The sequence below is a fragment of the Nocardia pseudovaccinii genome (genome assembly GCF_050942345.1).
Lineage (GTDB): Bacteria > Actinomycetota > Actinomycetes > Mycobacteriales > Mycobacteriaceae > Nocardia > Nocardia pseudovaccinii.
On record NZ_CP192074.1, the window covers coordinates 162,976 to 188,144 of the forward strand.

At 60.7% G+C, this 25,169-nt stretch carries 32 protein-coding genes; 20 read left to right on the forward strand and 12 right to left on the reverse strand.

Annotated elements, in window-relative coordinates; all coding sequences use genetic code 11:
• The first annotated feature begins 121 nt into the window (after nt 1–121).
• The 7 genes from ACQPZ2_RS00770 (at nt 122) to ACQPZ2_RS00800 (ending at nt 5,687) form a co-directional block, all read left to right on the forward strand.
• Nucleotides 122–1,915: a putative bifunctional diguanylate cyclase/phosphodiesterase gene (locus tag ACQPZ2_RS00770; RefSeq protein WP_433523832.1), complete on the forward strand. Its 1,794-nt coding sequence runs from the start codon at nt 122–124 to the stop codon at nt 1,913–1,915.
• A 471-nt stretch (nt 1,916–2,386) separates the two neighbouring features.
• Complete coding sequence (locus tag ACQPZ2_RS00775; protein ID WP_433523833.1) at nt 2,387–2,527, forward strand: hypothetical protein; 141 nt, start codon at nt 2,387–2,389, stop codon at nt 2,525–2,527.
• Nucleotides 2,528–2,597: 70 nt separating this feature from the next.
• Nucleotides 2,598–3,026 carry a hypothetical protein gene (locus tag ACQPZ2_RS00780; RefSeq protein WP_433523834.1) on the forward strand — a complete coding sequence of 143 codons (429 nt, stop codon included), beginning with the start codon at nt 2,598–2,600 and terminating at the stop codon, nt 3,024–3,026.
• 49 nt (nt 3,027–3,075) lie between these two features.
• Nucleotides 3,076–3,399 carry a WXG100 family type VII secretion target gene (locus tag ACQPZ2_RS00785; RefSeq protein WP_433523835.1) on the forward strand — a complete coding sequence of 108 codons (324 nt, stop codon included), beginning with the start codon at nt 3,076–3,078 and terminating at the stop codon, nt 3,397–3,399.
• Between the two features lie 23 nt (nt 3,400–3,422).
• Nucleotides 3,423–3,734, forward strand: a complete 312-nt coding sequence (locus ACQPZ2_RS00790) for a WXG100 family type VII secretion target (protein ID WP_433523836.1) — start codon at nt 3,423–3,425, stop codon at nt 3,732–3,734.
• Nucleotides 3,731–5,188 carry a hypothetical protein gene (locus ACQPZ2_RS00795; RefSeq protein ID WP_433523837.1) on the forward strand — a complete coding sequence of 486 codons (1,458 nt, stop codon included), beginning with the start codon at nt 3,731–3,733 and terminating at the stop codon, nt 5,186–5,188. Before ACQPZ2_RS00790 ends, ACQPZ2_RS00795 begins: the two co-directional genes overlap by 4 nt.
• A gap of 16 nt (nt 5,189–5,204) precedes the next feature.
• On the forward strand, nt 5,205–5,687 hold the full coding sequence (locus ACQPZ2_RS00800; RefSeq protein WP_433523838.1) for a SitI3 family protein: 483 nt from the start codon (nt 5,205–5,207) through the stop codon (nt 5,685–5,687).
• Between the two features lie 1,452 nt (nt 5,688–7,139).
• Here the strand turns inward: ACQPZ2_RS00800 and ACQPZ2_RS00805 are convergent.
• The 5 genes from ACQPZ2_RS00805 to ACQPZ2_RS00825 all read right to left on the reverse strand — a co-directional run bounded on the left by ACQPZ2_RS00805 (nt 7,140) and on the right by ACQPZ2_RS00825 (nt 10,250).
• The gene (locus ACQPZ2_RS00805; protein WP_433523839.1) at nt 7,140–7,421 is read right to left on the reverse strand and encodes a DUF6881 domain-containing protein; all 282 of its coding nucleotides are present in this window, start codon (nt 7,419–7,421) and stop codon (nt 7,140–7,142) included.
• Between the two features lie 460 nt (nt 7,422–7,881).
• Nucleotides 7,882–8,169, reverse strand: a complete 288-nt coding sequence (locus ACQPZ2_RS00810; protein WP_433523840.1) for a hypothetical protein — start codon at nt 8,167–8,169, stop codon at nt 7,882–7,884.
• Between the two features lie 11 nt (nt 8,170–8,180).
• Entirely contained in the window at nt 8,181–9,638 is a 1,458-nt protein-coding gene (locus tag ACQPZ2_RS00815) for an ADP-ribosyltransferase (protein WP_433523841.1), read from the reverse strand.
• Complete coding sequence (locus tag ACQPZ2_RS00820) at nt 9,635–9,925, reverse strand: WXG100 family type VII secretion target (RefSeq protein WP_433523842.1); 291 nt, start codon at nt 9,923–9,925, stop codon at nt 9,635–9,637. Before ACQPZ2_RS00820 ends, ACQPZ2_RS00815 begins: the two co-directional genes overlap by 4 nt.
• Nucleotides 9,926–9,959: 34 nt before the next feature.
• Nucleotides 9,960–10,250, reverse strand: coding sequence for a WXG100 family type VII secretion target (locus ACQPZ2_RS00825; RefSeq protein ID WP_433523843.1), 291 nt, complete (start codon nt 10,248–10,250; stop codon nt 9,960–9,962).
• A 411-nt stretch (nt 10,251–10,661) separates the two neighbouring features.
• Between ACQPZ2_RS00825 and ACQPZ2_RS00830 the strand changes: the two genes are divergently transcribed.
• The gene (locus ACQPZ2_RS00830; protein WP_433523844.1) at nt 10,662–10,973 is read left to right on the forward strand and encodes a hypothetical protein; all 312 of its coding nucleotides are present in this window, start codon (nt 10,662–10,664) and stop codon (nt 10,971–10,973) included.
• Nucleotides 10,970–11,140: a hypothetical protein gene (locus ACQPZ2_RS00835; RefSeq protein ID WP_433523845.1), complete on the forward strand. Its 171-nt coding sequence runs from the start codon at nt 10,970–10,972 to the stop codon at nt 11,138–11,140. Before ACQPZ2_RS00830 ends, ACQPZ2_RS00835 begins: the two co-directional genes overlap by 4 nt.
• Nucleotides 11,141–11,161: 21 nt before the next feature.
• Here ACQPZ2_RS00835 and ACQPZ2_RS00840 read toward each other — a convergent pair whose 3' ends face one another.
• The gene (locus tag ACQPZ2_RS00840) at nt 11,162–12,055 is read right to left on the reverse strand and encodes an IS982 family transposase (protein WP_433523587.1); all 894 of its coding nucleotides are present in this window, start codon (nt 12,053–12,055) and stop codon (nt 11,162–11,164) included.
• A gap of 77 nt (nt 12,056–12,132) precedes the next feature.
• On the opposite strand from ACQPZ2_RS00840, the gene ACQPZ2_RS00845 reads away from it, so the two are divergent.
• Complete coding sequence (locus ACQPZ2_RS00845) at nt 12,133–12,363, forward strand: hypothetical protein (protein WP_433523846.1); 231 nt, start codon at nt 12,133–12,135, stop codon at nt 12,361–12,363.
• A 221-nt stretch (nt 12,364–12,584) separates the two neighbouring features.
• The gene (locus ACQPZ2_RS00850) at nt 12,585–12,935 is read left to right on the forward strand and encodes a hypothetical protein (protein WP_433523847.1); all 351 of its coding nucleotides are present in this window, start codon (nt 12,585–12,587) and stop codon (nt 12,933–12,935) included.
• Between the two features lie 93 nt (nt 12,936–13,028).
• Here the strand turns inward: ACQPZ2_RS00850 and ACQPZ2_RS00855 are convergent, their stop codons facing one another.
• Nucleotides 13,029–13,241, reverse strand: a complete 213-nt coding sequence (locus tag ACQPZ2_RS00855; RefSeq protein ID WP_433523848.1) for a hypothetical protein — start codon at nt 13,239–13,241, stop codon at nt 13,029–13,031.
• 43 nt (nt 13,242–13,284) lie between these two features.
• On the opposite strand from ACQPZ2_RS00855, the gene ACQPZ2_RS00860 reads away from it, so the two are divergent.
• The 6 genes from ACQPZ2_RS00860 (at nt 13,285) to ACQPZ2_RS00885 (ending at nt 17,017) form a co-directional block, all read left to right on the forward strand.
• The gene (locus ACQPZ2_RS00860; protein WP_433523849.1) at nt 13,285–13,782 is read left to right on the forward strand and encodes a DUF6301 family protein; all 498 of its coding nucleotides are present in this window, start codon (nt 13,285–13,287) and stop codon (nt 13,780–13,782) included.
• On the forward strand, nt 13,779–14,228 hold the full coding sequence (locus tag ACQPZ2_RS00865; protein WP_433523850.1) for a TY-Chap domain-containing protein: 450 nt from the start codon (nt 13,779–13,781) through the stop codon (nt 14,226–14,228). Before ACQPZ2_RS00860 ends, ACQPZ2_RS00865 begins: the two co-directional genes overlap by 4 nt.
• Nucleotides 14,229–14,269: 41 nt before the next feature.
• A complete protein-coding gene (locus ACQPZ2_RS00870) occupies nt 14,270–14,500 on the forward strand; it encodes a hypothetical protein (RefSeq protein WP_433523851.1) in 231 nt (76 codons plus the stop codon).
• 22 nt (nt 14,501–14,522) lie between these two features.
• The gene (locus ACQPZ2_RS00875; RefSeq protein WP_433523852.1) at nt 14,523–15,590 is read left to right on the forward strand and encodes a DUF6301 family protein; all 1,068 of its coding nucleotides are present in this window, start codon (nt 14,523–14,525) and stop codon (nt 15,588–15,590) included.
• Between the two features lie 135 nt (nt 15,591–15,725).
• Nucleotides 15,726–16,208 carry a DUF6301 family protein gene (locus tag ACQPZ2_RS00880; protein WP_433523853.1) on the forward strand — a complete coding sequence of 161 codons (483 nt, stop codon included), beginning with the start codon at nt 15,726–15,728 and terminating at the stop codon, nt 16,206–16,208.
• On the forward strand, nt 16,205–17,017 hold the full coding sequence (locus tag ACQPZ2_RS00885; protein WP_433523854.1) for a TY-Chap domain-containing protein: 813 nt from the start codon (nt 16,205–16,207) through the stop codon (nt 17,015–17,017). The genes ACQPZ2_RS00880 and ACQPZ2_RS00885 overlap by 4 nt, the downstream gene beginning before the upstream one ends.
• 103 nt (nt 17,018–17,120) lie before the next feature.
• On the opposite strand, the gene ACQPZ2_RS00890 is transcribed toward ACQPZ2_RS00885, so the two are convergent.
• Both ACQPZ2_RS00890 and ACQPZ2_RS00895 read right to left on the reverse strand, forming a co-directional pair.
• A complete protein-coding gene (locus ACQPZ2_RS00890; protein WP_433523855.1) occupies nt 17,121–18,098 on the reverse strand; it encodes an ADP-ribosylglycohydrolase family protein in 978 nt (325 codons plus the stop codon).
• A gap of 182 nt (nt 18,099–18,280) precedes the next feature.
• Complete coding sequence (locus ACQPZ2_RS00895) at nt 18,281–19,375, reverse strand: ADP-ribosylglycohydrolase family protein (RefSeq protein ID WP_433523856.1); 1,095 nt, start codon at nt 19,373–19,375, stop codon at nt 18,281–18,283.
• A gap of 54 nt (nt 19,376–19,429) precedes the next feature.
• On the opposite strand from ACQPZ2_RS00895, the gene ACQPZ2_RS00900 reads away from it, so the two are divergent.
• Nucleotides 19,430–19,687: a hypothetical protein gene (locus ACQPZ2_RS00900; protein ID WP_433523857.1), complete on the forward strand. Its 258-nt coding sequence runs from the start codon at nt 19,430–19,432 to the stop codon at nt 19,685–19,687.
• A 127-nt stretch (nt 19,688–19,814) separates the two neighbouring features.
• On the opposite strand, the gene ACQPZ2_RS00905 is transcribed toward ACQPZ2_RS00900, so the two are convergent.
• Nucleotides 19,815–20,861 (reverse strand): hypothetical protein, encoded by a 1,047-nt coding sequence (locus tag ACQPZ2_RS00905; RefSeq protein WP_433523858.1) that lies wholly within the window; start codon nt 20,859–20,861, stop codon nt 19,815–19,817.
• A gap of 439 nt (nt 20,862–21,300) precedes the next feature.
• Between ACQPZ2_RS00905 and ACQPZ2_RS00910 the strand changes: the two genes are divergently transcribed.
• Both ACQPZ2_RS00910 and ACQPZ2_RS00915 read left to right on the forward strand, forming a co-directional pair.
• Nucleotides 21,301–21,699: a hypothetical protein gene (locus ACQPZ2_RS00910; RefSeq protein ID WP_433523859.1), complete on the forward strand. Its 399-nt coding sequence runs from the start codon at nt 21,301–21,303 to the stop codon at nt 21,697–21,699.
• Nucleotides 21,696–22,295: a DUF3558 domain-containing protein gene (locus ACQPZ2_RS00915; protein ID WP_433523860.1), complete on the forward strand. Its 600-nt coding sequence runs from the start codon at nt 21,696–21,698 to the stop codon at nt 22,293–22,295. Before ACQPZ2_RS00910 ends, ACQPZ2_RS00915 begins: the two co-directional genes overlap by 4 nt.
• A gap of 4 nt (nt 22,296–22,299) precedes the next feature.
• Here ACQPZ2_RS00915 and ACQPZ2_RS00920 read toward each other — a convergent pair whose 3' ends face one another.
• Both ACQPZ2_RS00920 and ACQPZ2_RS00925 read right to left on the reverse strand, forming a co-directional pair.
• Nucleotides 22,300–22,833: a hypothetical protein gene (locus tag ACQPZ2_RS00920; RefSeq protein WP_433523861.1), complete on the reverse strand. Its 534-nt coding sequence runs from the start codon at nt 22,831–22,833 to the stop codon at nt 22,300–22,302.
• A 51-nt stretch (nt 22,834–22,884) separates the two neighbouring features.
• Nucleotides 22,885–25,158 (reverse strand): hypothetical protein, encoded by a 2,274-nt coding sequence (locus ACQPZ2_RS00925; RefSeq protein WP_433523862.1) that lies wholly within the window; start codon nt 25,156–25,158, stop codon nt 22,885–22,887.
• Between the last annotated feature and the right edge of the window lie 11 nt (nt 25,159–25,169).

Genomic DNA, 25,169 nt, shown 5'->3' on the forward strand with positions numbered 1-25,169 from the left:
AATTCGCGCGCAACTTGATCTGGGCCATGACACCGTCGAGCACGCCGTACCGGAGCGGTATGACAAGCCGACATCGTCCGCTGGCCGCAACGACCGCCCTGCCTCACGGTTACTGGAATCATTGGTTACACAAATCGCTTCCGAACTCGCGGCCGTCGATGAGGTCACCATGCCGACGACGATCGAGCGCGTGCTCGCGGATTTGATCGCGCATTTCGATGTCGACTTCGGTTACCTGCGGCGCATCGACCGCGAGCGCAAAGCGACCATTTTGGTGGCCGAGTGGCCGCGCAGGTCGGCACCGGATCCGGACCCACTCAACGTCGTGTACTTCGACCAGGCGTATTCCCCCTTCCACGCGGTGGAGAAGCTGACCGAGCCGATGCTCACCAGCGCAGAGTCCTACTTCGATCAGTACGTCACCTCTGCGGTGGTGCCGCTTGTGATGCATGGTGATTCGATCGGGCTGCTGGGTTTCGTCAAGCACGGTGACTGGGCGTGGAGCCGCCAGGAGTTGGCTGTCCTGACGGTGATCGCCTCACTGTTGGCTCAGTCGCAGGCACGAGTCGATACCGAGGCCAGGCTGCGGCATCTTTCGACCCACGACGAACTGACCGAATTGCCCAACCATCACTCCCTATTCGGTTACCTGGGCCAACGGCTTCGCGCTGGCCGGCCGGGACCGGTCGCGGCGCTGTGTGTCGGGCTGAACGGATTGAAGCTTGTCAACAGCTACCTCGGGCGCACCGCCGGCGACGATATCCTCCGCGATGTCGCCTCGCGTCTCCGGGAGCAACTGGAACTCAACGACATGATCGTCCGGTTCGGGGGCGATGAGTTCGTGGTCGTTCCGAACAGGCCGATGGACAACTACTCCGCCGAACTCCTGGCTTCCCGGATCAAACACGGACTGAGCGGTGGTGTCACGATCGACGGAGAAACTGTCAGCTACGGTGTCGACATCGGTGTTGCGGTAGGCATCCCCGGCGATGCACCAGCCGACGTTTTGCGTCGGGCGGATCTGGCGCTGCGAGCGGCGAAGACACAAGACAGCAACGGTGTTGCCGTGTTCACCGACACGCTCTACGAACAATTCGAGCTCGCAGACCACATCACACTCAACCTACGCAGTGCGGTCTCGGACAACTCTCTGGTGCTGCACTATCAACCTGAGGTCGACCTGCGCAACGGTCGTGTACTCGCAGTGGAGGCACTGGTCAGGTGGCAGCATCCCACCAGAGGCCTATTGCTGCCGGACATCTTCGTCGGGGTAGCCGAGACCACCAAGCTCGCCGACGAACTCGGCAACTGGGTTATCCGCAATGCATGCGCACAATTCGCCGACTGGCGCCGCCGCGGGTTCGCTTCGGATGTAGTACTGCGGGTCAACGCATCCCCGAAGCAGCTGACCAGCCCCAACTTCGTCGAGCGTGTTGAGCAAGCCCTGCGCGAGCACGGGCTCAACGGAAACTCGGTGTGTTTGGAGATCACCGAAAACGTATCTGTTGAGGACCTGAGCCGAGCCCACATGACCCTGCACGCCCTTAAGCGCCTGAACGTGCAGATCGCCATCGATGACTTCGGTACCGGCTATAACACTCTGTCGCACCTCAAGGCACTTCCCGTCGACACTGTCAAGATCGACCGCAGCTTCGTCAAGCGCCTCAACAACAGCCCGGAGGACCGCGCCATAGTCGAATCCATCATTGGACTGGCCCACGAATTCGGACTCGAAATCATCGGAGAAGGAGTCGAAACCGCCGAAGCCGCACGGACCTTGCTCGATCTGGGCTGTCATCGCGCCCAGGGATTCCTGATCACGCGACCACTGCCCGCCGAGGAGATCGAAGCACACCTGAACACGATGCAAATCCCGTTCAGCCTCGAACACCGCAGAAGCGGTAGATCCGAATGACGGACTGACGATGCACACCAAGCACCGGTCCCGTCGCGGCCGCGCCAAGCCGTGGAGTTGCCCGGCTCCCTGGCTATCTATTTACGCGAAAGCCGAAGTAGCCGTGCCCGGCGCCAACCATGAGGTCATGTGCTAGTTCTTCGCGCACTTGCATGATGAGTGGTTCGATGGCTTTCGGGGCGCCGGCTCCCGCATTTTCCGGGCGACTGTGTCGAATCGGGTCGGCTGGAACCGATGTCATTCCCGGCCGACGAACCTGTTCTCCTGGAACTGATCAAGCTGGTAGGGCTGGTGCGACGAGAGGTGCTGGTGTGTGCCGTACCAGGAGGTGGGGCCGCCGGGACCTGTTGGCATTCATTACTCCTCTGGTTGGCCACCATGTTTGCGGGTCTGAAGGTCGATCTGAACAGTGCACCCGAACCGACTAGCCGACCAACCTTACGGCTGTGGTTGCGGATGAAGGTGAGGCGAATGCTGGCACCGAGCTCGACCATGTCCTGGTTGCGCCGGAATCCGGCTGCATGGGCGGGGCCGTTCCACGTGGCCGCCCAGCGGATCCAGTACGACTCGACGAAAGCGTCGGCACCACGTAGGCAGGTCCCGCAGCCGTGACGGTGCGTTCGGTCGAAATTGCCCGATTGCCAGGAGTCGTCGGTGGGTTCTGTAGAAAAGGCTTGGGGGTGTGGTGAACACGGACGACGAGCCCGACAACGGCCAGTTCGTGTGGGGGTGGGCGGAATCTGTTGCGCTGGCGTCGATGCAGATCACGATGATGCAGGCCGATCTGGCGGCAACCCAGGACGAGGACCAGATCGCGGCGAAACGAGCGGTTCGTGACGAGGCGGTAGCACGGTTGTGTACGGAGTTGATATCTGCCGAAAGCTCCACCGCCCAGAGACAATTCGTATCGGTGTTGGCCGGTCTTCCCTTACAGCTGTCGACGGCGTCAACGTATGGGTGCGCTACCCAGGTACCTGCAGTCTTCTCGCATGCGATGCCCCGCTGGTTGAGTTCGCCCATGACGAACGGGATCTCCGGCAGTGGGTCTGTGGTTGTTGACGACCGGCGCGGCGGCTACGGGGAGGCGCACTCAATGACTTGGAACTTATAGAGCGGTATGACTTGATGTAGATTCGCAGTGTCCGGCTTGGGGAGGTTATGTGGCGCAATCGAATTCCTGGGATGGAACGTTCGATGTCGCTCCAGCCGAGGTCACCGATGCTGGTCGTTACGTGCAACTGACAGCTGAGGAGCTGGTGAACGGGCTCCGCTCTATCGACGCTGATGTCAGCAAGTTGCTGGAGAGCTGGACCGGAAACTCTGCTACCTCCTATCGCTCCGGATGGGAGGAGACCCGCAAGGGCGCGGAAAACGTCCTGGAGGCGTTGGCGACGTTGGCTGAACTTCTCGGCGTGGTCGCTGAGACCCACATCACGCTCGACACACAGCGCGCCGCCGGCACGAGTTCGTTGGATTTGCCGTAAGGCGTTGGGGGAGGATGAAATTCATGGCTGATTCGTTCCGGGTGGATCTGACCGAGCTCGACGACATCGCCACGCAGCTCAAGGGGTTCGTCGGGTTCCTCACCGAAAGTGTCAGCGGCATCCAGCAACGCACAGGCGCATTGCAGTCCAGCTGGACCGGCCCATCCGCTACTGCCGCCAACGAGGCGTTCACCAAGTGGGTGACCGGCGCCCGTGAGGTCGCCGAGGGCATCGAGACCATGCGCACCGCAGCCATTGCCGCGCGGGACCGCTACCAGGCCGCGATCACCACGAACCTGCAGATGCTCGGCCGTAGTTCGGGCAGTCGGTCGTGACGGTCCTCGACGTCTCGGCGCAGACCTATTACGACGCCGCCGACATCTGCGCCAAAGCCTCCTCGGGATACTTCGAGGCGTTCAAGGTCGCAATGAGGTCTTTCGGCGACACCACCAACATGGCCGGCAGTGTCGGCGACGGTAAGAAGTGGGCCGAGTCCTATGACCAGCAATGCAAAGACATCTACACGATGTCGATCGACATGGTTTTGGCGCTCGACGGCTACGCCCAGGTACTCAAACAGGCCGGCTACAACCATGCGCTTGCCGACCACGACCCGAACAGCGGGCAACCCGAGCCCACTGCTCCCAACCTGAACCCCTCGTTCACCCTCTCTCCGCAAGAGCTCGTCTCGCTGCTGGTGCCTCCTTCTGCGGGCGGACCCGGCCGCGGACTCGTCGACGACGGCCTCGACCTGGCCGTGAAAGTCGGCATTCCTATTCCTGATGGCGACACGACCAAGCTGTCACACTCTGGCGATGTCTGGAACAACCTCGCCACCAACGGCACCGTTACCGCCACTCCGGGTGAAATCGAACGCGCGGCGGCCCTGTTCGAACAAGTCACCTCCCCCGACGCGAACTTCATCGATGAAGACCTCCGCGAACTGAAAACTGCCGCAGGTGATCTCGCGGGCGCCTATGGCGAACTCGCCCAAGCCTGCCGGGACCAGAAAAAAGCTCACGACGACATGCGCGACGAGCTCGTGCAGCTGGTCAAAGACCTCGCCGTAGAACTCGCCACGGAAGTCGCCGTCGACCTCGTCTTCGCGGCAGTCGCTTCCTGCGTCAGCTTCGGCGTCGGCGCGGCGGCGGTGGCCGCCAAAACCGCCGTGAAAGTAGCCAAGATCATCGATAAGTTCGCCGATCTGATCAAGAGGGCTGTTCAAGCGGCGAAACTCCGGGCTGCGGTCAAGATCGAGCGGGCTACCACCAAAACCAAAGAATCCATCCAGCGCATCAAAGAACTCTCAACCAAATTGGTCGAGAAGCTCAAGAGGGGCTTTACCAAGTCGGATACAACCAAACCCTCCGGCACCCATGACCCGAACGCTACTCCTGGGGGCAGAAGAACGCCGATAGACCCCAATGATAAGGATCCGGCAAACGTTCGCGCCCTCACGCGCGAGAACGAATCTGCCGACACTCTGGCCAAGGGTGGCTACAAGGTCGAACAGAATCCTTCGGTACCTGGTAACAAGAATCCAGACTACAAGATCGAGGGCCAGATATTCGATAACTATGCACCAACAACGGGCAACGCCAGGAATATTGCATCGACGATCGAGGGGAAGGTAACCTCCGGGCAGGCCGATAGGATCGTTCTGAATTTGTCCGATAGCAGCGTCGACCTGACGACGCTTAAGTCTCAGCTGCGTGACTGGCCAATTCAAGGCCTTAAAGAAGTAATAATCGTCGACAGGGGTGGTAACATTGTCCCCTTCTTCCCGTGATGATAGGAGGTTTTGAGTGTCACTGTGCTACATCTTCAAGATGGCAATTCCGGCCTCTGTTGATGACTTCGCCCATGCGGTGATTGAGGTCGCTAGGAGCAAGGAAGTTATCGATACGGAGCCCCCTGCGGAGTTTCTGATTCGCCAAGGTATTTTAACTCGGTACGGAACTTGGATTCGCGTTGCCGTGTCGGTGCCCTCCCGCTGGGGAGACCCGGTCGAGGAGGACTTCGGTTTCACTCCGACCGTGTTGGTGCGATTCGAGTATGGAAAGGATATGCCAACCTCGACTCAAGGCGACGACATGGTTCGAGTTGTTTCGGGCTTGCTCGAGCGCATAGACGGTGATGCCCTTCTGTACCTGGAGGACTCTGAAAGTGTGTGGCTACTGCGGCGAAATGGCGATTTGAGCTTGAAGCCGGACGAGCTGGTTTGGGATCCGACGCGCTTGGCCATGATCACCTTGCCGTATCGACGCGAGGATTTTCACTTTTGTTGACATGAATCCACCCGCACCTTTGATTGCATAGCACTGCAATAGAACAGCGAATCAAATTCCCGCGTGACTCGGCCGACAATTCCTCAGGGGGATAGCACAGGAACGGGCGTACCCACCGTGGCTGAAGCGCTTGACAAGGGAGACGTCATCATTCCGGCATCAGCAGAGGTCGTCGCTGACCAAGCCGCATATTCGCGCCGCGCTGGACACCTCTGACAACAACTCTCGGGATATCGGGCAGATCGGACAAATAATCTTTCGCCACAGGGGAATAAAAGGCCAGGGAGCCGGCGCCCTGCCGCCGCGATCTCGAAGCAGCGATCGCTGTAGACCAGGGCGATTTCGGTGAGAGCAAGGTGGGAATAGCGACGTTGCAGCGCAGGAAGGTTCGGTTCGGCGGCAGCGCGGGCGTCGACAGAGAATTATGTGAGCCGATCGATCACGAGCGGACAATCCGTTCTACGCTCGACTGGAACCAAGCGCGGACACCGGCGCGTCAAGCGTTCGAGCGGTTCGTTGAAAGTGCCCGCAAGGAACTCGACCTTCCGCGCGTACCCGTGAGGATCTTCGCTGATCCACCACCGGTTCGGGGTGTTGGGCCGAACTCACCCACTCAATGACTGAATTGTGCTGAGCGCTCGGTGCGTGGAGCACACCAACCCTCGCCAACCGAATCAACGAGCTCGAGCAAGACCTGGGCGGCATTCCTCAACCGCGCCAGCTCACATCGCTTGCCCTCGACACTCACGCCCCTCGGCCAAGCCGTACTCGATGCGCTCGAGGAGCGACGCAGCCGATCGTTTCCTTCGCCATCCATGGGGCGGTTGCTCGTGAATTCGACGGCATCCGGCTAACCAAGAAGGAAATTTCCGCACGGCCTCGGTCTGCGAAGTCCCGCCGCATTTCGTCGATCGTCGAATCATTCACATCAGCGGCCTCTATTCTGATAGATGGTCGTAGTCCGGTTGTGTCGGGTAGGTTCAAACTACGACCAACTTGATTTCAAGAACGCGAACAGCGATTGAAAGTCGCGTATCGAATCCTCGCAGAATTGCCGATCATTCTTGATGATTCTATACATCAGTTCCCGATTGTCGAGCCCCGTCGTCTTTGACAATTCGGTAACTCGGGTTGGTTTGATGACCCAGTTGCGTCCAGGTTTGTCCACACTCCATGCTACGTCACCGTTATAGGATGCGATCGTAGACATGATCCGCTCCCAGGTGTCGTCGGGTTCGTTTCCGTAGCGCCACATCGCATATGGCGGGGTTCTTCGCAAGTTCGATTCGTCGAAGCCTGGATCGATTCCTGCCCACTCGATTTCGCCCAGACATGCCAAGGCGTCGAGAGCATGGTGAAATGCGTTTTCGATATCGGATCTGGTCAACTGCGCGTTCGGCTTCCAGGTACAAGAATTTGATAATCGTCGCTGTCGCTCTGCGGGGCAAAGCGTTACAGCTCTGCGCGAGTTCGCGACCACTCGCGCTCGAATTGACCCCGAGAGATTTCTTCGGCTTCGAATTCAGGTTGTTGTGCTATTTCTTCGATTGGAGCGATCGGTACCTCCGCTACTCCAGCGGTCGCGGTTTCATCGGTTTCGTCGGCCCATTCCACGTGTCCGTCGCGGTAAACCTGAACTCTTCGTGTTTCCCAATTGTCGTCGCCGACTTCGTGGAAGTATTCGACGGGCTCGTCCTCGAAATCATGGTGCCAGGCGACCTTCACGTATCGCATGTTTGAGTTCCTTCCGGACCGAATGATTCGTCCTGCAAGGGTCTAAGCGGAGGCTCCGCCGGTCGCCGGCGTACCAGCCACCTCGATAATCTTCGGGATACGCCCTTCGGAAGAAGGGATATTAGTCCACGCGGAGGCGATCAGAGAATTCCAAATTGGGCCTTTCTGCCCAGGTGGGTGAAGGCTAGATTGTCGCCGTGTCGGACGTGGCTGCGGTACACACCGGTCGGCTCGCCTAGGGACCTGTCCAAGTGTCGTAGACGTTTCCGTCTTTGATCGCGAACTCATGGTGGCCCCAGAATGTGCATTGCCCTCGGTATTCGACGTGATCGAGATTTACGGGTCGACCCGCGCCAAGTCGTGCATAACAGCCACTCCACCTATGGCTATCTCACCTAGCCGCCGCGTAGGGAACCGCGGCGGCCCGCTCGGCGTTCGGCTCAGTACCGCTTGTCCCTCGTCACGCCTTACCCTCATCGACCGGGTTGCCGTTCTGGTCGCGCCATTGGCCGGTTTTCGGGTCCAGGGTCCAGCCCTCCCATTCGGTACCGTCCAAGTCGTCGGAGAACCGGCCGCCGAACCCTGGTGAGGTCCCTTCGGTGGCAGGTCCGGCCGCGGCACGGTCTTTCTGGAATTGGTCGAGACTGGCCTGGGCGCGTGCGATTTCCTCCGGTGTCAGCATTCTCATCCCAAGGTTTTCGGCCTCTTCGGGGGTGTAAACGATTTTGCCGCCAATTTTCTTAGGCATGTGATGCTCTCCTAGATTTCCGCCATGGTGATGACGACGCGCCCGTTCGCATCGGGCTGCGTTTTGCCGAGTACCTGAAACTGGGTATTCGGCGAGAATAGGACTTCGTCCGGAGTTCCGTACCGACTGTAATCGCGGCCCGTTTTGCTCACGATATTAAATTCGACCTTGGAATTTTCGACGATAAAGTCGTTCGCGCCTTTGGGGTTAGTGCTCGTAGACATGAAACCGGGATCTGACGGTGCCCGTTGGCCGGGCACGTATTGGTCAAGAAGGTCTTGGCGCATATTGGTGTGACGCACCACGGGCCCCTCGTGGGCGGGGAGCTTGTTCATTGCCTGCGTGAGGGCGTCGGCCTGGCGCTGCTGTTCGGGAGTGGCGTCACCGCGGCGGAGTGCGGCCGTCAGCGAATTGCCGCGCGAGTCACTAACGCCTTGCCGCAGGAGCGCCTCATCCTCGGCGGTCAGCGAGGCCCGCGGCGGTGCCTTGAAATTGTCCGCTTTCAGCCCTTTGAGCCGGTTCACATCGTCGGCATGTTTGCCGAGGGTTTCCTCGGCCCGCACGCCTTTTGCGATGTTGTGTTCGGATTTGAACGCGTCGATCACGATGCGGATAGGGCGGCCCATCTTGGCGGCAATCGACACAACCCGAGCCGAGGCCACCGCCGCGCCGATACCGAAAGTCACCACTGATGACGCAGCCGCAATTGCCACCGAAATCGCCAGCTCTTTGAGCAGTTCCTCACCGAGCTGTTTCAGCAGTTCGATCATCTTGGTGCGCATCTCGACCAGGCCGTCATGGTGGTCACGCGTCGAGCCGGACAGTTCGCGGAATACACGGGTAGCGGTTTCGGCCGCTGCTTTCAGCGCCCGGATGTCTTCATCGATGAACGAGACTTCGGGGCTGGTGATGGCCTCGAACTGGGTGGCGGCCTGCTCCAGGCCCGCGGCCATGGCCGCCACTGGTGCGGCATCGGCGACAGCAGCCCAGGTGTCGGCGGCGCGTTGGAGTAGATCGGCGTTGCCATCGGGCACCGTTATGCCGATGGCCTCGACCAGCTTGACCCCGCCATCGATCAACCCGTTACCGGGACCACCCGCCGAGGGCAGCGGGATACGGCACGGGTAGCCCACAAAAGCCTTGGCCGGTGTTTGCGGCGCGGCGCCGGTGGAACCCGCGGCAGTCCATTCGGCCACCGCGTGGTTGTACCCCAGGTTGATCAGGATTTGGCCGTAGTTGAACGTCGCGTACGCGAGATCGCTGACCATTTTCAACGCTTCGGCCGCGCGCGCGTCGTAGGACTCGGCCCACTTCTTCGCCTCGGAATACGACCCGGTCATATTGCCGCATTCGTTCAACTTCGACCAGAACGCGTCAACGCCGAAAAACCACTCACCGGCCAACGTTTTGTGCCGGTCACCCGCTTCGTAGTAGACGCTGGAATCGACATCGAGAACGGTTGCGGTCACGCCCGCCCCAGGGTGCGCAGGTTGGCCGTAACAGCGTCGCCGTAGGCGGTGTGCGCAGTCCGGGCCGCGGCCTGCATGGCCTCGATTCCCTCCCGAACCTCCTGCGCCGCAGTAGCCCATTCCCGATGCGCCTCGGCTTGCTTGTCGGCGGCCTTGCCGTTCCAGCTCTGTTGCATCACGGCCATGCGCTCATCGATCTCGCGCAGGGATTCGCGCAGGAATTCGTTCAGTCCGCCGATGCGGGCGTTCACGTTGTCCAGGTGGTCTAGATCGACCTGATACCTCATGTGCCACAGTCCTGTTCGGTCACGGCGGAAACAGCTACGGGAGATCCAGGCAGGATTGCTGCAGTCCGGCGGCGTTGGTGGTGTCGGTGGCCGTGTATTCGACACCCACGACACCGAGCAGTTCAGCCATGGTGTTCAGGGCCTCTAGCACCTGTAAGGCGCCGTCGCGGGTCTCCTCCCAGCCCGCCGCATAGGCGGTGGCCGCTGTGCCTTTCCAGCTCGTCATCAGCCCTTGCACGTCGGCGTCAGCTGATCGCACACCGTTGACGAGAGTTTGCGCGGTCCGCTGCACATACTGTCCGGCATCGGAAACATGGTCGGGCACAATCCCAAACGGTGACCCGGTGGCCGATGAATCTTCAGCCATGCACACCCTCTCAGTCGTCGGTCGGTATTGGTCCCAGTAGGTTAGACGCGGACCATGCACGTTCGGTTCCATCGGGGACCTCTCGATCCGAAGCATGCGTCGGTGGCCGCTGATGGAACAAGCTAGTCGCCGGATAGGTCACGGAACACTCTGCGCCGCAACATCGCCCACGCCGAGTCGAGCAATCCGCGTTGACAACGGAGTGATCTCGCACGCCGAATCCACGACCGCTGCCATGCCGGGGTAAAGGCATTGCAAGGCAATGTCTTTCAAATCGAGCGCTTCCTTTCAGTTGTGTCATGATCATGAAGGTGACGGGGCTCGATGGGTTGGCATTCTGTGGGTGACATCGGAAGATGAGGAGGGGCAGTGCTTTTCGTCCGGGAGTCGGTGCTTGGTATGGCAAGCACGATTGAACAGGCGGTAGATGCCACCCAGGGGCACGCGACACGCATCGCGGGTGCTGGTTTCGAGGCAACTCATGCCGGGCAGGACTATCTGGAGCAGGGAAACAAGCTCGCGGCGGGCGTCGAGGGGATCGTCACGATGCTGCAGTCATGGTCCGAGTCTTCCGGCGCTACGGTGGCTGCTTTGCGGCAGGCGGTGACCACGACAGTGGCCACCGATCAGGGGCATGGTGCCCAGATTGCCGCAGCCGAAGTCGAATTGGGATCGGCATGACCAATCCTCAACAGTATGAGCGGCAGTATCAAGCCGGCCTGGACAAAGCGCAGCAGGACCTTGCACGTTTCCTCGAGGAAGACGGCAACAGCGTCTTCGATAAGGCGATCTGGAACGACAAACCGAAACTCACTGGCCCAGGTGTCAACGAAGATACGACACACTAGACGACTAAGTCCGAAGCCTGGTCAGTGGTCGTAGGCGATCAGTGAGCGGGTGACCGGTGCGGCGATCGTGTGGTTGTGCCAGATCGCGGCGGCCATCGCCAGCACGCGTTGGGCGACGCGGATCGCGACGCCCTGGCAGGAGCGTCCGCCGTGGTCTTCCAGGTCGAGTTGCCCTTTGAGGGTGTCGTTGACCGACTCGATCAACTGCCGCACCTTCTTCAGCAGCGGTTCACCGTAACGGGCCTTCTCATCCTTGCGGGATGGCCGCAGCATGGTGATCCCGTACTCGCCCAGCAGTGTCTCGAAATCACGGCCCGCGAAACCCTTGTCGCAGATCAACAGAATCCCGTCGTGCTCACCCGCCACGACCGCGTCGACCTCGAGCATCGCCGAAAGCACCTCGCGTTCACCGATTTTCGGGTCTGCTAAGGCCCACATGATCGGCATCCCCGCCGGGGTACACACCAGATACAGTTTCAAACCCCAGTAGAACCGTGAATGCGACGCGCAGTAGCCGTAACCGGCCCACCCGGCCAGCTCCGAGCGCGCCACTGTGGGTCGGGACATCCCGCACGGTATCGGGGTCGAGTCCACGATCCAGCAGTCATCGAGCCAGAAATCACTCGACCGCGCCAGCATCCGAACGACCCGCTTGACCAAGCCCAGAGCCGCCCGAAGCCGCTTGTTGTAGCCGGACTGCTGCGGCAGATACGGAAACATGCCGGTCAAATGCTTGCGGGCATACCGCAGCCAGTGCGCCTCGGAGGTAAACCCCAGCAGCGACTGCGCCACCGCCAGGCACACCAGTTCCGAATCGGTCAACACCGGAGGCCGCCCAGTCCACCGCGGTCCGGTCAACTCATCATCGATCTTCACGTACAGTGCGGTCAGGAGGGCGTCCAGATCGTTCGTCACACAATGATCTTCGACGCCCTCCGCCATGTCCGGGCATCACGGGGACTTCGGACTTACTCGTCTAGGGGGACGACACGATGGCGCTACTGATCTACTACAACCGAATCAGGAACGATCCGAACGAGGTGGAATACCAGTTCGGGGAGACGAGGGACAATCTCGACCGCATCCTGACGATCGACACGACGAACAACACCGCCCGCACGGACCAACCGGAGGACGTGATTTTCCGCTCCGCAGCGGGACAGATCATGCTTCGGGCCAAACGCGAGAAAGCGTGGCCGGAGAACGGGGTAATCGCCTCTTAACCGACGGCGGCGAGCGCCGCGACACATCGGTCCCCGAACCGGTCGATAGTTCATCTTCGGGGTGCAGCACCGGGTGAAGGTGAGCACGCCTTCCCTACCCCCTGCTCCCACACCCCGGCCGCGGGCCACCATCACTCTGATATTCCAAGTGCTGGAGGCGATCCGACAGCGCGACCGGAAGAGGCCAAACATCGGCCGGAGCTGCGGATTGGAGTAGACGCGTGCCGAGTACGTCGTTCCACGGAAGTATCGAAACCGGTAATCCGGAAATTGTTGAGCGGGTATTACGATCGTGGCTCTCGACCGACGATCTATGTATGCGGCCTCGCCGAGGATGGGAAACGCATTACGAAACAGACGAATTCGAACTGCTCTGCTATGAGGCATCGCCACAGACTCCGCCTAATTACTTCCTCCTCGAAGGCCATATCGATGGAGCCATCGAGGCCGCCGTTTCCCGGCTACATGAGCTTGCCGAACAGTGCCGAAACGCGAAACTCGAATTCAGCATCGACTATGAGGAAGTCGATACGGCCGGCAACCCGTTGAGCGAGGAACACACCATCAGCTGATCCAGTGGCACGAGATAGATCCAGATACTCAACCAGGCCTTTGCAGCTGAACCCCACCTCCGCGCCAGCACTAACACGCCTCCCAAGCCCCAGTCACCTGGAAAGACACTGAGCAGATTCCACACAACTCTCAAATTGATCAAGCTTTTTCAGTCGCACCGAGTTCGGCATTTTCCGCAATCGTAGGTACTCGTCATGTGCGCGGTCCTCGCGGTAACAATGCGTGAGCGTGACGAGCCGGTTGATTTCGGCGGCCATGACCATGACATCGATCAGGTTGGCGATGATCGGATTTCCGGTCTTCATGTAGTACCGGCTGTCTGATCCAGCGATATGTATAAGGGGATCCGTGACGGGATGGCGTGCGCTGACCGATGATGAGATAGTCGAATTGGCTACCGGCTTGCGGTCGTTGGACTGGTCGTGGCAGTTGCAGGATGTGCCCGGGTTAGCGGCTAGGTTCGACTGGCAGATGTTGGTGGCACGGAAGGATTGGGTCATGCTCGACTGCGGTTTCGGGCTGAGCAGCGGTGCGGTAACAGGCCTCGACGGGGTAGCCGAGTCCATCAAGTTGAAGGTGACAGACTCCGCGAGCGAGGACGCGAGCGGCCGAGCAATGGTGCGTGACGCGTTCGCCAGGATGACCGATGCCATAACCGGCGCCCTCGGCGAACCGACCGCCCGCATACCCGGGGAAACCGCAGAAATCCGTTGGGCTTTCCCGGAAACAACATTGCGGCTGAAGAATCTGAGTCTCGCACATACCGTCCAATTGATGTATCAGACGAACGCCTCGCTGGCGGCTTTCGATAGATCCATCGAATTCGAACAGCAGGGCCTGATATGACGGGTTGGACGGAATTCGGCGAGCGACTGGCCGAGCAGTTAGCGGTACTGCCCGCGGGCGCGATTGTGAAGATCGTCGAGGCGGGACCTCTTCCAGGCCACCAGCGGTTCGCGCAGTTCGCGCAGACCGACAGCGAGCTACTGGCCGAATTGGTGGGCGATGAGTTCCTCGAACCCACCGCACGGCCGGATGAAACGGGACACCGCCTGATCATCGAGACAGGCTGGCAGGAACCCGATTCCGACCACGGTCCCTACTGGTGGGTCGAGCTGCCATGGCCGGTCAATACAGCCATATACCGCCAGCTGGCGGCAATGGTGGTGACCGGACTCCGTGACGCATTCCGAATCACCGACCCGGGGTCCTTGACCTACACCGCATGGAACAAGAACGAGGACGAACGCGACCTTCACCTGCCACTGCTCGGGCTGGCACGTCAGGTTTGATCGGTTGTCATCCGAGCTGTCGGGACAAGGAAGGCATAACAGTGGCGCTGTACGCAGAAATCGAGAAGATTGATGTGAACGAGGAACGAGTTCGCTACCGGTACACGGATATACACGGCAGCCAGTACACGTTGGTCCTGAACGAGGCCACTGAGGTAATCGCGTCGGAGAACGGCGCCGACGATATGCTCTATCGGGCCGTTGCGAGAAAGATCGCAACGGTGTGGCTGGACAGCGGCACCATACCCGACCGCCTCGTAGTGCAGTCGTGAAGGCAATTTCGGGAGGCCTTGAATGAAGCTGGTGCGGCGGTTTCGCCTGGTCACAACTGGTCGGCTCGATCAAGGCCAACTCGAGGAACTCCGAGCGGTCATCGGGCTTGCCCCCTCGGGTGTTGCCGAGGATGCCGTGGGCAGCGAATTGGGGTGCCGGGTCCGAAACCACCCGCGATACCCGTCCATTCGCGCCACCACTATCACGCTGCTGCGCACCGGCGCCGATGAATGGTCCATCACTATTGATGCCCTCCCGTTTTCCGACATCTCGACATCGATCGGGCTCGTCGAAGTCGGTTGCCGCGCAGCAGGACTGACTGTCACCGGTCGGCACGTATCAGCGGACGCAACGGTAAGCGACGCAGCGCCCAGCCCGGCCTTACTGGAGCGCGCACGCAAACTTCTGGAAGAATCGAGAACACGAATGTGGGGTACGACCTTCACATTCGGCACACCGCCCCCCGAAGCGCCACGAGCGCGTATCACTTCCGAAGACGACCTGACACTCGACTACGCGGCGGCCATCGAAGAGCTGCTGACACGCCCCGCAGTCCGACCTGCGTCGAAACCCCTCTTCGTCGCCGACCACATACCCGTCGCGCGGCCCACGCCACGGCCCGTCGGATGGCAGGCATTGTCCGACAACGAGATCGCCGATCTCGCCGAGAAACTACGCACGCTGGTCTGGTCATGGCGAATGGACGATCTACTGCGCTTGGTGATCGTATTCGGTTGGCAAGACCCCACGATCCACTCGCCGGACCGGGTTCAGTTCGCCGCCGGTCTCGGCCCGGACACCGTCGACATCATCGGCTTCGATAGCGACGCGGTACGCATCGAAGTCACCGTCACCACCCAGGCGGCTGATACACCGGAGGGCCGCGACAGCACATTGGCGGCTTATGCCCGGATGGCGGCGGTATTGACCGGATCCATCGGCGAACCAACCGATCTCCTCGACAACAGAGTTTCCGAAATCCGCTGGGCCGGTCCGGAAACGACGCTGCGGTTGATCGACTTCCACCACACGGTCCGGTTACAGCTGGTAACCAACGACTGGCTCAGTGCCCTCGACCAGGAGGATTGACAACGTCCTGTCCTCGCGACGGGAACGGTGGCCGGCTGCGTGCTCTTGCTGACTCGGGAAGGGCGGCAACCGTCTGTGCGGCAATCTGATTCGTGTGGCAGTAGCCGTATCCGAGAGTGACGATAGGGTCAGGTCATGACGGGATGGCGAGCGCTGGACGACGCCGAGATTGTCGAGTTGGCGCTTCGGTTGCGGTCGATGCAGTGGTCCTGGCGTTTGGTCGACGTGCCGGACCTGGCCGCGGAATTCGGCTGGCATGTCGAGCGGATCGGTCCACATGCGGTACGCCTTGACGTCGGCTTCGGTCTGGCGAGCGGCCGTGTCGACGGCTGGGACGGACAAGCCCACCACATCGAGCAGTCGGTGACCGACAGCGACTCCGATGAGGCCGACAACGTGTGGGATGCCTTCGTGCGTATGACGCGTGTCCTCACGGGTTCCCTCGGTGTACCGACCGCGCGGATACCGGGTGAATATCCTCAGGTGCGGTGGGCAGGGCCGCAGCAAACGCTCACACTGAGAGCGTTTCCGAGTGTGGTGGATCTGGAGTTGGTGCCCAACGAGCAGTTGGCTCTCGACGATGAGGGAGACGCGCTGGCTGAGGCGGAACGGTCATGACGGGCTGGGGCGAGTTCACCGAGAGGTTGGCCGATCAGTTTGCGTCGCTGCCTGCTGGTGCGGTCGTGTCGATCAGGGAGCGTGTACCGAACTCGGACCGGCGCCGGTATGCGCAGTTCTTTCAGACCGATACCGAGCTGTGCGCCGAACTACCCGGCCCCGACATGCTGGACCCTGAGGTGCGGGCTGATGCTACGGGGCTTAGCCTCATCGCCGACCTGGGCTGGCAGCCGCCTGCCGGGCGCGACGACTACAACTGGTCATACAACCTGGCGTGGCCTGCGCTACGGGCCGACTATCGCAGGCTGGCGACGATGATCGCCTCTGGTTTGCGGGATGCGTTCGGGATCGCTACCCCAGCACAGTTGACGTATAAGGCGTGGAACGAGAACAAGGGAAACGCCGACCTCGCCCTGCCGCTGCTGGGGCTGACACCAACTCAGGATGAGCCTGCCTCGCCGATAGAGGAACTCCCGGTCAGGCCGAAACGCCGGTTGCTGCTGATCCTTTCGGGCGAACTCGACCACGCTCGACTGGAGCGGTTGCGTGACACGCTCGGCCTGAGCCGCCGCGGCCGTCTCGATGACCCTGAGGCCACGCGGTTCGGTTCACGTGAGCTCGGCGCGGGCGGGAACGCCTCAGAGCTGGCCGAGCTGTGGCGCGACGGCGAAAACCAGTGGTCCATCAGCGTCGAGGTTATGCCCGATGCCCTGGTAGAGAGCACCGACGTGGACCAATGGCAGGAAACGTTCGATACCGCCGCCCGGTCTGTCGGTCTCGACGTTGTCGAAGTCCGTGAATTTTCATGATCTTTGCGGGACTGCCGGTACCTGCTGATGGCTCTACTGTCACACGGCCAGGGATGTCCCGCGGGCCCTCGCAGGTGGCCGATGCCGACTGGATCGATTGTGGTCATCTTGACGATGCGCCGGACAGCCATCGTCGAGCGCGCCCGAATACGGAATTCTTGCGTCCGCGTGTTCGAGCGATCGTGTTGCACCAGTGGGGCAACGGCTCTCGCGCGGTAAGCCACGTTTGGGGTATCCCGACGATCGGTCCGGTGCGGTTGCCGGTGTAGGCGGCGACGATCCCGCCGACGATGGCGCTGGTGGTGTCGATGTCTCCGTCTGCGGCAATGCATGTGGTGATTGCGGCAGGGTAGTCGTGTAGATATGTGGCCGCGACCCACATCGTGAACGGCACCGTGTTCTGCGCGGTGACCAAAGATCCGTTGCCGAGTTCGTTGGCGGCTTCGGCGGCGGGGGCTCCGAGCAGGGTGCGGGCGCGGTGGATCAGCCGGGTCGTGTCACTGTGGTCGAGGCGGTCCAAGACGCCGGTAATGAATTCGGTCGGTGTGGGCCGTGTTCCGGTGAGGCGGGCATGTGCGGCGTGGGCTGCGGCGAGTGCGACCGCGACGGCACCGGTGACTCCTTCGGGATGCAGATGCGTCACCTGCGCCGACCGGACCGCTTCGGCGACAACGGTTTCCGGATCGCTGGCATAAAAGGCACCCAACGGGGCAACCCGCATGGCCGCACCGTTGCCACAGGAACCCTCGTCACCGAACGCGGCTGCGGCCGCCTCGCGCCAATGCACGCCATCACGGACTCGGCGCAACGTGCCGACCGCGTTGAAGCCGTAGTCACGGGCGGGGTCGAAGCGTCGCGCGAAAGCGGTAGCAAGCCGATCCTGGTCGATCCCGCCACGACTGCACAGCTCGGTGACCACAGAGCAAGCCATCTCGGTGTCATCGGTCCACCCCCACGGCCCGGCAGGAAGATTACCGGCCCGAAGATCTGCGATGGATCGGCGCATGATCGGGAACTGCTGGCCTAAAGCATCCGCCACCGACAGTCCATCCAAAGAATCAAGCATCAACTCGACATGCATCGCGTCCGATGATAACCAAGGCGAAGACGATCTACGCCGATGGCGAATGTGTGATCGAGGCAACTATCCGGAAGTTCTGGGCAGTTCGTATCGAAGGCGGTCGCGAGGTCGACCGCATGTATCAGATGTACACGCGACACGACGGCGCCGAAACCTCGAAGCCGCTTGGCGCTCAGTTCAGTTCAGCTCACCGAAGTGTCGAGCGGATAGCGGGTTTCGAGGCGCGAACGGTCTCGGTAGAAGAAGTTCAGGACGAGATCGTCGGCGATCTGGACCAATTCGTCGCGTCCCTCGACCGCAGATACCCATTCGGGCGGCAGGGCGGACAATCCGTGGACCGCACCGATAAGGTTGCCGGCCACCGCTCCGGTGGAATCGGAGTCGCCGGAATGGTTCACCGACAGCAGCAGCGCGCCACGCACGTCGCCGGTCCGGAACGCGTACAGCGCGCAGTAGACGGCGATAGCCAGACACTCCTCCGCGACCCAGCCCTGCCCGACCTGCTCGACCCGCTCCGGCGTCGGTGGGCCGAGATGAGCGAACGCCAGCGCACCGGCCAGGGCGGACACCGTCTCGGAGCTGTCGGCCGGGATCGAGGTGAGCCGGATGATGATGTCGCGCACGGCGATCGGCAGTTCGACTCCACTCAGCACGCTGTCGATCAGGGCCGCGAACGCGCCCGCGGCAAGATAGCCGGTCGGATGGCCGTGGGTGAGCTGGGCGCATCGCATCGCGGCGTCGAACGCCTTGTGCGGACCGAGAGCGGCGAGACCGAATGGCGCTGAGCGCATCACGGTCCCGCATCCCTTCGAATTCGGATTCACCGGCCCCCGCTCACCGGGCAGATGCGGCGCCCGATATTCCTTCGCTTGCAGCCGCAACCCGCTCGTGCACGCATGGCCCGGCGAGCGCATCGCATAAAGGAACTGCCGCCCGGCCAACCAGCCGTCGGGTTCGGGTGCGGGCTTGGCTTGTTCCTGGGTGCTCAGCCAGCGCAGATACGCGCGCCGCAGCACTGGAGCCGGATCCGCGCCGGGCGGACAACGCAGCAAGCCTTCGGCGGTGAACAACGTCATCTGCGTGTCATCGGTAATCTGCTGCGGCGCATCAGGTAACAGGCCAGGCAGGAAACCGGTGACTCCGGACACCCCATGGCGCTCCCTGATCTGCGCCAACTGCAAAAACTCGATCGGCCACCCCAGCGCATCACCAACCGCCCCACCCAACATCGCCCCACGCACCCGATCGAACAACGTCTCGTCTTCCCGCACGGCCACCGATCCTTGCACCGATCTGAACCTGTCGGTCGAGCAGAGTAGATCTGCTGGCCGATGGGCCGAAACCCTGAAGAGTTACTCGAAGTAGTTCTCGTCAACTCGACGATGGTGTATGCCCGTTTGAGGCCCGGATGCCGCGGCGCTTACCTTTTGGTTGGTGTTTGCGCGGTCGAAATCCAGCGCTGGCGCTTCTATGGCTATCTCATCGTCGGCCAGCTCCAACTTGCCGAGCGTTTCGGTTGTTTGTTGATCACCGGCCCCGACAGCGTGAAAGTATCGCGGCAGGTGTCGGTCAGGACGGCACCGACGTAGTTCGTATGCTCAGTGAACCCTGGTAGGGCGTACGGAATCTAGATCCCACATCCGAGCTGAGTTCGTTGAGCTGCTGTGAGCGACGAACCGTAATGTCGACGCCGCGCTTGTGGAGGCGAGACCACGGCTACCCGGGAAGCTGGTTGTAGAGCCTGACGAGCTCTTCGGCGGTGGCACGGGCGTTGTCGCAGCCGCCGCCGTCGACGCGGACCTCGATGATGTTGATATTTCGTTCGGGCGTGTGGAGGTCTCGGTCCTTGACCGGGACCGGCGGTTGCGGATCAGTTGAGACCGAAATCTCGCAGGTGTCGGCGTACTGGGTGTAGCGGGGGCCGGGCTTCTCGTTCGCTGAGAATCCGCCGATCGTCGTTGCCTTCTGTTTGTCGTCTAGTGGCGTCACATGTGTGTCGACGGAATATAGGTACCGCAGGCGCTGAGTGGTCGAGCTGTCGTTTCTCGTCAGGCGGAAGGCACATCCCCATGGATCCGGGCCCGCCATGACGGCCAAGTTGGGGTGGTCCTGGCCGACCATGCCGAGAACCGCACACGGATCGAGCTTGGCGAGTTTCGAGTTCATGTGGGCGCGTTGGGATTCGGCTCGTAGCGGTCGTTCTGATAGGTGTGGGATGGCCGCTGTCGCGATCTCCAGCGTTGTCGGGCACATATCGACCTTCGGCCCGCGGCCCATGAAACTGCCCTTGGTGAACACACGGAATGCGATGTCCTGGTGGTCATCGAAGGATATGTAAGCATTACAGAATTCACCCGAGTCACTGGTCCGCACCGTGGTTCCCCCGACATCGTGAGGCGTGCCCCAGCCGGGCTGTCGCATGCCCCCCATTTCGACACTGATCTTGTCGATATCCAGCGGTCCGGCAGGAGGACTGAATGAGACAGTGCATCGACTGAAGTCGCTATCGGCGCCGAAGTACTTCGGTGTCCCGATCCGATTGATCGCTCCTTGATCGAGATAGCCGCACGGATCCAACCCGCGGATAGTATCGCGGTAGGCGATCGTTGCCTTCGTTGCCGCATTTAGAAAGTCTGGGTACTGCTTTCGCACGGAGGTGGCTGACGCGGCAGTCGACTGCGACTCCGATGACGAGCACGACGACATGGTGATTGTGACCCCACAGGACAGAACGGCCGCGACCACGGCGAGTACCTTCCTCACCCGCCGGATACTACTGACCGTTGCAGCACTGGTTGTCGGGTGAACTCAAATCATTCAGACCTGCCCAGCTGTCACAGACGCTAGCGGTGCCGATCAACTTCCGACCGGTCGGAGCACTGGGGACGGTTGGAGTCGCGGGTACGCACGGGCGGGTGCACGCGTTGATCGCGTTCCTGCTTCGTGCGTATCCGCGCGTCAGGGCATTGCCGACGTCGAGTTACGAGGCCAATCCGCTTCTCAGAGTGGATTCACGGCGTAGCGTTCTGATGTAGGTCCCCGATTTACCCCTTGGTTCGGGGGTCTGTCATGTCCGCTCACCTACGTCACTCCGCCCGTGTGAACGCCACGTCGAGGCGGCAAGGGCGTACGCGAATTCGGCGAGAACTCATCGGCGGCATGGGCTGATACCCTCGCTGAAGACACTCGATTGGGGGCAGCGATGGCGACAACGCAGATCGACTACGGCCGAGCCCAGATCGCGGCATTCAACGAGGCCGCCCGTGCCGGAGTCATCCAGTTCGACGAGCGGGCCGTCCGCGAGGCGGTGCAGCTATACGACCAAATGATCGACAGGCTGAAGAGTATCCGCAAGAAGCTGGGCAGCATGAACGATCTACAGGGCTTCGGTGGTTTCCCATCTGGTCTGCAACTTCGTGACGGCTTTTCGAAGAAGGCGGCCGAAGGCGTCGAAGTAGTAAACCAACTGATAGATGGAGCCATGCGACTGCAAGAAGCGTACTTGCGCGCTGGAAGGCTGATTTCGGAAGCCGATTTAGCTAACGCAAACAGGATAAAGATCTTTGAAGAATCGTCGGCCACAAACAACGGACTTCAATGAAACATATCCGCACCGCTCTGGCCTTGGCCTCTATCGCCATCCTGTCGGCAGGCTGCACTGGCCGCGACAGTGACAGAACGGTAGATGCAACCTCGTCGACGAAGCCTAGCAACGTTGTTTCCGTGAAATCTGCACCTACTCAGCCAAGAAATAGTCGCAGCCCAGTGGTATTCGATCCATGCACCGAAATCGACGATGCAACCGTAACAACGGCAGGATTCGATCCAAGGACTCGTGAGCGAGCTGACCAGATTCACGATAATTACGCGTTCATCGGTTGCACCTTCGATCGAAAACAGGACGTCCGCGGCCAGACCCTTTCAGTGGGGTCGTTGACGGTCACTTCGGGCAATATTCCCGTTGACGAATTCCGCACACGTGAAGGATCTTCCGCATCCGAAATAAAGGTAAATAGCCGCGATGCGATCACTTATCGAAGACCAGCGGAAGAAGCTTGCTACGTCGTGATGAATGGCCCCGATGCAAGCATTAACGTGAGGGTGGACAGCTCGGCGGCGCTGACAGACTGGCGAGCTTGTGATCACGCCCAGGAGATCGCCGAGGTAATCGAATCAGCGCTTCCGCGCAACAAATAGGCTGCTAGTTGCCCATATCGCGGGTGAGGCGGATTATTAGTTCGGCAAGGGTTCCGATCTGTTCATCCGTGATCGTCAGAGTTTCCGCCCCGTTCGCAACTTCGATCGATCCATTCCATTTGCCAACCTCTGTAGCAATACCGAGCGCACCACTCGGCTTCAAGCGGCCATCTTTGATCCAGACCTCAGCGGAATGCCCGGCGAGGGGCTCGTAGCCATGCTGCTCCCGATATTCGCGTTCGACTGACACCCCATCGTCACGTAGGGGAGTAATCCACGCACCACCACTCCATGTAGTTTTAGAAGAGAAGATGCAATAGCTACCCTTCTCCATCAATTTGTCCGCAGCAGGGCCATCCGTGGATCGGAACCCCTCGATATGAAGCTCAGTGTTGAAGAACTCCACCAGCGGATCGCAAAACTCCTTTAATGTGTGCCGAGGTGCATCCGGTGCGTCATTTCTATTATCACCGCTATCGCAACCCGCGATCAGCATCGTTGCCGCGACCGCTAGGCAGACCGCCATTATCCGATTCATGTTTTGCTCCCTCCGTCTCCGGAGCACTCGCCACAGGCTGAATGATGACGTTCATCTGACGCCTTCTCGCCCTTGAAGAACCAGGGTCGACATATTTTGTAGTTCGTCCTTTAAGGCGCCGCCTTTATAGGTCTTCAAGATGTTCATCAATTCGCTATGAAGCTCGATTCCACTACCAGCGGCACCGACGCTGTGCTGGTAATCTTTCAACCTGCCGTCGGCCTCGAATAAGCTGCTATATCGAGGATCGTGTGGCAAGATTCCATCTTGCGCCTGTATCACCTGGGCCACCTGATAGAACTGACGTGCAGGGAAGAACTCATGAGAATTATCGACGTGTGAGCTGCCTGTATCGGGTGGGGTGTACGACATGCCGATGAGGTTCATTTTCGCGTAGCTGTTGCTCATGTCGATGACGGGGCCAAAGAGGTCTTTCACCACCGGTATCATCTTCACGCCGCTGGTCACTGCCCCCTTGAACCCGTCGTAGGCGGCGCCCTTGTCGGCGAAATTGTGTATCGCATCCCCGACGCCAGTTACGCTCCGTGCGTTGAGTTCGGTATCTATCCCCTTGTCCACAAGCCCCAAGAGGATTCCAGAACTGGTCGCCAAGCCATTCTCAGACGTGTTCGGGTCCGCCAAAACCGATTGGGTCCACAATGTTTGCAGCTGTCCTGCGGTATCGAGGGCTCTGGCATTGAACTGGATCGCGGCGTCCTTGTCCGAATCGATCACCGCAAAAATCTTCTGAGCGCCCGCACGATAGACGTCATCTGCACCGTCCGGAGCCTTGAATCCGGGGGTGTTGAGGTACTTTTCGCCGTCTACACCTGCCAAGTTCGCGATGTAAGGACTCAGCGCGGAGGAGATCCCTTGCACCGCATGGGGATTGATGTCGCCGAGCGAATGCGACTTCCCTCCATCGACGTGCAGCAGATCCGAAGGTCCCTTCGCGACGTACTCCGCGAGACCGGAGGCAGCCTCACCCGCACGCCTGGAGGTGCCGACATCTGCGGACGTTGCATCAGTTTCGATCCAGGACAGCATCTTGCCGACAGCTGTGCCGTCGTCGTTCCAGTGATGCCGCATCAGTGGATCGAGGATCTTGTTCGTGGTGTTGCCTGGTTCGAGCCCGTCACCGTGTAGGACGTCGTGCACAGCCCCCTTGTCCTGGCCAGCGACCTCGACCATGCGCTGAACGAGTCCATCAGCCGAGCCATCACGGTGGTCGGTCGATATCAGCGTGTGGGAGTCGACCTGGGGAGCTATCTCTGCGGCGCGCTGGAGCAGGGATTTGTTGATCTCACTGCCGGGCATGGAACCCATGTCGGCCTGGCCGATCATCTCGGTCACCTTCGACAAACCGAGGCCGCCGATATTGGGCGCGGGCTTGCCCTGGGACACGTCGTAGTGGTTGGTGAGCACGTCGTGCATGGATTTCGGTATCTGACCGAGGCCGCCCTTGCCGCCATTCGGAAGTTGCTTATCGTCGGCGGCGACGGGGCCCGCGCTAACCGACGGGTTGGAGATGATCTGGAACGAGTTCGCCAACGCCTTTTGCGCATCCGGTGGCAGCTTGCTCATGATCTGCTGAATTTCGGTCGTGCTCTTGCCATCGAGAGATCGGCTGATCTGGTTCAGATACTCCATTTGGGATGCGGGGATGGTGGTGGTGTCGCCCCGCTGGAGAGCCGCGATCTGCTCGGGGGTGAGGTGCCCGGCTTCGGTAATGCGTTGCACCGCTTCGGGACTCAGCTTCGACGGGTCGTCGGCGAGTTGCTTGCCGTCACCGCTGGCTTGGACTGCGCCGAGTGCGGCGGCGGAGATGAAGGATGCACGTAGGTCGGCACGGGCGGTGTCGAGGTCGTTGCGGACGGTGATGTCGGCTTGCATGGTGGCGCGGACGGCGTCGTTGAGTTCGGCTTGCAGGTCCAGCAGTTTCTGGGATTCCTCGGCCGAGGGGTTGGCGTCCGGGTGGGTGAGGGAGAGGGTTCTGCCGATGAGGTAGCGGCGGTTCTGGGCTTCGGTGAGGGCTCCGCGGGCGCGGCGGAGTGGGGCGTTGATTTCGTCGTAGCCTTGTTTGGCGCGTTGACCGAGGGCGTCGAGCTTGTCGGCGAGGGTTTGCATTGTTTTCTGGTCGGCGAGCGCGCGGGCCTGGGCGGCATCAGCGCAGCGGCCTTCCCAGTGGGTTCCGTTGACTTTGGTGACGGCGTCGACGTATTGGGTGAACAGTTCCTCGAAGTCGGCGCCAAGGGCGATCCAGGCGTCGCCGAGTTCGGTGAGCATTTCCGGTTTGGCGGTGTTGATGAAGGTCCGCGGGTCCATGGTTTTGCCGC

Coding starts and splice junctions, on each gene's coding strand:
- ACQPZ2_RS00865 (WP_433523850.1), top strand. CDS start 13,779: ATGACGGGTTGGACGGAATTCGGCGAGCGACTGGCCGAGCAGTTAGCG.
- ACQPZ2_RS00920 (WP_433523861.1), bottom strand. CDS start 22,833: ATGAATCGGATAATGGCGGTCTGCCTAGCGGTCGCGGCAACGATGCTG.
- ACQPZ2_RS00775 (WP_433523833.1), top strand. CDS start 2,387: ATGCTGGCACCGAGCTCGACCATGTCCTGGTTGCGCCGGAATCCGGCT.
- ACQPZ2_RS00790 (WP_433523836.1), top strand. CDS start 3,423: ATGGCTGATTCGTTCCGGGTGGATCTGACCGAGCTCGACGACATCGCC.
- ACQPZ2_RS00875 (WP_433523852.1), top strand. CDS start 14,523: ATGAAGCTGGTGCGGCGGTTTCGCCTGGTCACAACTGGTCGGCTCGAT.
- ACQPZ2_RS00910 (WP_433523859.1), top strand. CDS start 21,301: ATGGCGACAACGCAGATCGACTACGGCCGAGCCCAGATCGCGGCATTC.
- ACQPZ2_RS00835 (WP_433523845.1), top strand. CDS start 10,970: ATGACCAATCCTCAACAGTATGAGCGGCAGTATCAAGCCGGCCTGGAC.
- ACQPZ2_RS00890 (WP_433523855.1), bottom strand. CDS start 18,098: ATGCATGTCGAGTTGATGCTTGATTCTTTGGATGGACTGTCGGTGGCG.
- ACQPZ2_RS00915 (WP_433523860.1), top strand. CDS start 21,696: ATGAAACATATCCGCACCGCTCTGGCCTTGGCCTCTATCGCCATCCTG.
- ACQPZ2_RS00885 (WP_433523854.1), top strand. CDS start 16,205: ATGACGGGCTGGGGCGAGTTCACCGAGAGGTTGGCCGATCAGTTTGCG.
- ACQPZ2_RS00900 (WP_433523857.1), top strand. CDS start 19,430: ATGGGCCGAAACCCTGAAGAGTTACTCGAAGTAGTTCTCGTCAACTCG.
- ACQPZ2_RS00855 (WP_433523848.1), bottom strand. CDS start 13,241: ATGAAGACCGGAAATCCGATCATCGCCAACCTGATCGATGTCATGGTC.
- ACQPZ2_RS00805 (WP_433523839.1), bottom strand. CDS start 7,421: ATGCGATACGTGAAGGTCGCCTGGCACCATGATTTCGAGGACGAGCCC.
- ACQPZ2_RS00820 (WP_433523842.1), bottom strand. CDS start 9,925: ATGAGGTATCAGGTCGATCTAGACCACCTGGACAACGTGAACGCCCGC.
- ACQPZ2_RS00810 (WP_433523840.1), bottom strand. CDS start 8,169: ATGCCTAAGAAAATTGGCGGCAAAATCGTTTACACCCCCGAAGAGGCC.
- ACQPZ2_RS00880 (WP_433523853.1), top strand. CDS start 15,726: ATGACGGGATGGCGAGCGCTGGACGACGCCGAGATTGTCGAGTTGGCG.
- ACQPZ2_RS00845 (WP_433523846.1), top strand. CDS start 12,133: ATGGCGCTACTGATCTACTACAACCGAATCAGGAACGATCCGAACGAG.
- ACQPZ2_RS00925 (WP_433523862.1), bottom strand. CDS start 25,158: ATGGACCCGCGGACCTTCATCAACACCGCCAAACCGGAAATGCTCACC.